Annotated in this window: 5 protein-coding genes; 2 read left to right on the top strand and 3 right to left on the bottom strand. The window is 63.5% G+C overall.

Features of this window, described 5'->3' with window-relative positions; genetic code table 11:
• Positions 1–301 precede the first annotated feature (301 nt).
• The gene (locus tag EN884_RS26885) at positions 302–976 is read left to right on the top strand and encodes an isoprenylcysteine carboxylmethyltransferase family protein (protein WP_013531970.1); all 675 of its coding nucleotides are present in this window, start codon (positions 302–304) and stop codon (positions 974–976) included.
• Positions 977–983: 7 nt separating this feature from the next.
• Here the strand turns inward: EN884_RS26885 and EN884_RS26880 are convergent, their stop codons facing one another.
• Positions 984–1,865 carry a CoA ester lyase gene (locus tag EN884_RS26880; RefSeq protein ID WP_063170219.1) on the bottom strand — a complete coding sequence of 294 codons (882 nt, stop codon included), beginning with the start codon at positions 1,863–1,865 and terminating at the stop codon, positions 984–986.
• A 2-nt stretch (positions 1,866–1,867) separates the two neighbouring features.
• On the bottom strand, positions 1,868–2,320 hold the full coding sequence (locus EN884_RS26875; protein WP_063167880.1) for a MaoC family dehydratase: 453 nt from the start codon (positions 2,318–2,320) through the stop codon (positions 1,868–1,870).
• A gap of 151 nt (positions 2,321–2,471) precedes the next feature.
• Here EN884_RS26875 and EN884_RS26870 point away from each other — a divergent pair, with 151 nt between their 5' ends.
• Positions 2,472–3,596 carry a DUF2336 domain-containing protein gene (locus EN884_RS26870; RefSeq protein WP_063167881.1) on the top strand — a complete coding sequence of 375 codons (1,125 nt, stop codon included), beginning with the start codon at positions 2,472–2,474 and terminating at the stop codon, positions 3,594–3,596.
• Here the strand turns inward: EN884_RS26870 and EN884_RS26865 are convergent.
• A partial coding sequence (locus EN884_RS26865; protein ID WP_164895172.1) for an FUSC family protein occupies positions 3,593–4,519 on the bottom strand: 927 nt, incomplete at its 5' end. The two genes, EN884_RS26870 and EN884_RS26865, sit on opposite strands and share 4 nt — an antisense overlap.

The raw sequence follows: 4,519 nt of genomic DNA, 5'->3' as shown, positions 1-4,519 counted from the left end.
CTTGCGCGTTGGCTGACGGAGCATCAAACGAAAAACCCGCCTGTGCGGCGGGTCACTGGCGCAAATCAGCACCATGGGCAAAAATGTACCATAGCTGAGATCACCGAGTCAAGAAAAAATTCCTATCGTGGAAGGCTGCCCGGCAAAAAGCCGCCAACACAACCGACTGCCGCAAGCCTTTTGTTAAGCTGGAGTTCGGAGCCTCGGGTCGAAGGTTCGCTTGAACTATAGACCAGTGGTCTGTATGGTAGACCAATGGTCTAAAATACCAATCATCAGCGGATATCAAGGCAGGTCGATCATGATCGCGAAATTGGTTCTTCAGACATTCGTCTGGTTCGTCGCCATGGGCGCCTTGCTCTTCCTGTCGGCCGGCACGCTGCATTGGCCGGGGGCCTGGGTCTATCTGGTGGGGATGGTGGGCCTCAGTCTCACCTTGGGCGTGGCGCTGGCGAGGCGCGATCCCGGTCTGATGAATGAGCGGCTGAGCTCTCCCATCCAGAAGAATCAGGACGCGGCCGACAAGGTGCTGCTGTCCATACTTCTGCTCGCCATCTTTGGTTCTCAGATATTCATGGGATTCGACGTGCGTTTCGGCTGGTCGGCGGTTCCCGTCTGGGTGCAGGTGGTCGGCGCACTGGTCCTGCTGCTCGGAATCTGGATCTGCTATCTGACGATGCTGGAGAACAGTTTTGCGGCGCCCGTGGTCAAGATCCAGGACGAACGCGGACAACGTGTGATCTCCACCGGGCCTTACAGCTACGTCCGCCATCCTATGTATGCCGGCGCCATCCTCTTCTTCGCCGGCACGGCACTTCTGCTTGGTTCCTGGTGGGGGCTGGCGTCGGTGCTCGTGCTCGTCGTTCTCTTGGCCATCCGCACCTTCATCGAAGAGAAAACGCTTCGCGCCGGTCTGCGCGGCTATGACGACTATGTGGCCCGGGTCCGTTACCGCCTGATTCCATTGGTTTGGTAGCAGGCGCTCAGGCGGAAACACCTGCCGCCTTCGCCCGCGCCAGAAGCCGCTCGGCCAGCCGCAGGTGCGGGCGGTCGAACATCTTGCCGTCGATAGCGACGACGCCGGGGCTTCCCGCTGCCGCGAACGCAGCAACGATTGCCGCCGATTGTCTCACCGCCTCGGCCGACGGCGTGAAGGCTGCGTTGATGACCGGCACCTGATCGGGGTGGATCGCCATCTTGCCGGTGAAGCCATCGCGTTCGGCCTCGGCGCACTCCGCGGCGAAGGCCGCCATGTCGCGAAAATTTGGGAAGACGGTGTCGATCGCCGCGACCTCCGCCGCACCGGCGGCGAGTATGGTCATGGTGCGAGCATGACGGAACACGTCCGTGTAGCGGCCATGCTCGTCGCGGGCGCTGCGCGCGCCGAGCGCCGCCGACAGGTCTTCCGCGCCCCAGGTGAGCCCGGCAAGCCGCGCGCTGGTCCCGGCATAGGTTGCCGCCGCCAGCACGCCTGCCGGCGTTTCGGTGATGATCGGCAGGATCTTGATCGCGCCGTCGGCCAGGCCTTTTTCGGCCTCGCGCACCCTGAGTTTTGCCGACAGGTGCTGCACATCCTGGCCGCCGTTCGACTTGGGCAGCATGATGCCGTCGGGTTTCGCCGGAACCAGCGCCGCCAGATCGTCATCCGTCAGCCCGGTCGCGAGGTCATTGACCCTGACATAGATGGCGGAAGTCGTTTGTGCCCTGCGTTCCAGGATGAAGCGCGCCGCTACGACGCGCGCCAGCGCCTTGTTGTGCGGCGCCACGGAATCCTCGAGGTCGACGATGACCACGTCGGCGCCGGCACCAAAACCCTTTTCCAGCTTCCTCTCGGAATCACCGGGGACGAACAGCAGCGAGCGCATGATCAGGCCGGCTTCTTCAGCATCATGGCTTGCCTGGTGCATTTGGCGACGAGATCGCCATGCTGGTTGTAGGCGCGATGCTCGAATTCGACGATGCCGCGATCGGGCTTCGACCTGGACTCGCGCACCGAGATGACTGTCGTTTCGACGCGAACGGTATCGCCATGGAAGACCGGATGCGGAAACACGGTTTCCTTCATGCCGAGATTGGCCACCGTGGTGCCGACGGTGATGTCATTGACCGAAATGCCGATCATCAGCCCGAGCGTGAACAGCGAATTGACCAGCGGCTTGCCCCATTCGCTCTTGGTGGCGAAATCGAAGTCGATGTGCAGCGGCTGCGGGTTCAGCGTCATCACCGAAAACAGCATGTTGTCGCTTTCGGTAACGGTCTTGCGCAGCGTGTGCTGGAAGACATGGCCGACGACGAACTCTTCGAGATAAAGTCCGGCCATTTCTCTCTCCTCAGGTGCTTGACGGTTGATAGGCGCTGCAAATCAGCCTCGCAAGCCAGTTAATGAACATGGTGAACGGTTCGTAAACCAATTCTGCCTACGGTCGTCAGTGGGGTCGGAACCTTCCGGCAAGGGGCGTAAGCAGGCGGGCATGGTTGTTGTTTCGCATTTCCTGAAATGGATCTACACGGCCAAGGTGTCGGAGCGCGCCGCGGCGGCGAGCGCTCTGGCCCGAGCCTACATCAATTCCGAATTGCCCTTCGAGGACCGCTGCGCCGCAGAGGCGGCGCTGACACTGTTGCTCGACGATGCCTCGTCAAAGGTGCGGCTGGCGATGGCCGAGGCGCTGTCGATGAGCCAACACGCGCCAATGCAGATCATCAGCGTGCTGGCCTCCGACCAGCCGGAAGTCGCCGGCGTGGTGCTGGCGCGCTCGCCGCTGCTCACCGACGCCGACCTGATCAACCGCGTGGCTTCGAGTCCGAAGGCGACGCAAAAACTGATCGCAGACCGGCCGCTCGTCTCGATGGCGCTGTCGGCGGCCATCGCCGAGATCGGCGAGGCGGACGCCTGCGCCGTGCTGCTCGCCAACAGCGGCGCCGACATCGCCTCGCTCAGCTTCCGCCGCATGGCCGAACGGCATGGGCACCTGCCGCTGGTGCGCGAGGCGCTGATATCGGATGTCAGGCTGCCGGCCGACTGCCGGCATATGCTGCTCGTCAAGCTTGGCGAAATGCTGAAAACGTCGCCACTGGTGATGGCGATGATGGGCGCGGCGCGAGCCGACCGCGTCATGCGCGACGCCTGCGTCAAGGCTTCGGTGACGCTGATCGAAGGCACGCGCACGGAAGAACATGCGGCCCTGATCGAGCATCTCAGGCTGCGTGGCGACCTCACCGCGAGCTTCCTCATCCGCACCATCGCGCATGGCAAGGTCGATTTCTTCGGCTCGGCACTGGTTGCGCTCAGCCAGCAGTCCGAACAAAGGGTTAGGGCGCTGCTGGCCGGCGGGCACGACGTGGCTTTGCAGGCATTGTTCCGCAGCGCCGGGCTCGCCGGCGCCACGCACGCCATCATCCTGCGTGCGCTGAAGATCTGGCGCGAGGTCGCCAACGGCAAGCGCGTCGCCGGTGTGCAGGAGGTAAGCTGGCTGATGCTCAAGGAAGTGGGCGGTCAATCCGCCGAGGGTGATCTCGCCGCCTTGGTCAAGTCGATCCATCTCGACGCGCTGCGCGAAAACGCACGCGGCCACGCGCTGGCGATAGCGGCCGCCTAGCCTTTATCCCTGGCGAAAAAATCCGGAAAATCCTCCATCGCGGCGGCGATGATGCGCAACGATGCCGCGATCTGCAGCAATTCCCCGGTACCGTTTCGCTGGGCAATACCAGCCGCATATTGCCGGGCGACGGTGACGGTTGATGTCTGCGGATCGCCGGGGGCGCGGAAGAGCAGTTCGCGCGCCAGCCCTCTCAGGAAGTTGGCGATCGAAAGCGCGGTCTCGGATGGGATGGCATGGCTCTGGCTCGCATCGCGCAGCCGAAGGACCTCCAGGCCGACGGTGACGGCGGCGACGCCGCCGCCCAGAACCGCATCGCCTTTCTGACCGGCATTCTGCACCAGCGGCATCAATTGGTTGATGCGGTCGTAGGCGAGGCTCTCGAAGGCCGACCGCCTCGGCACCCGCTCATGCAGGCAAAGCCGCGCCAGATCCTCACGCATGGCGCGCACGATGCGGTTGGCCGCGAGCCAAGGATCGGCCGGCAGCACGACGATGAAGACACCGATCGCCAGCAGGATGCCGACCAGGATCGACGCCGAACCGGCGAAGAAGGGTCCGGGATCGTAGGTCATCGCCTGGTGCGGACTGAGGAAGGCGAGAAAGTTGATGGCGAAAGCCGTCGCAACGCCGACATAGCGTGGATTGGCCATGGCCAGCGCCGTCGGCACCAGGATCGGCACGACAAACAGCATGAACCAGCCGAAGCCGGGCAGGGCGGGCAATGCGATCTGGCCGACGAGAAAGGCAAAGGGCAGCGCCAGAAGCGTTCCCTTGAAGAAACCCCAGGCGACCTGCACAGGGTCGGGGCGAGCAGCAAACAGGCTCGACACGACGGCGACGAGAATGACCGTGCCGGCGGCTTCCGACCATTTCGTCGTCAACCAGAAGGCCGCGACCAGCAGCGTCGCAAGGGCAGCGCG

It is taken from the genome of Mesorhizobium sp. M7A.F.Ca.AU.001.01.1.1, from assembly GCF_004022735.1.
In the GTDB taxonomy this organism is placed as follows: Bacteria; Pseudomonadota; Alphaproteobacteria; order Rhizobiales; family Rhizobiaceae; genus Mesorhizobium; species Mesorhizobium ciceri.
Note: the sequence above shows the minus strand (reverse complement) of the source record. Positions and strands in the feature narration are given on the sequence as shown.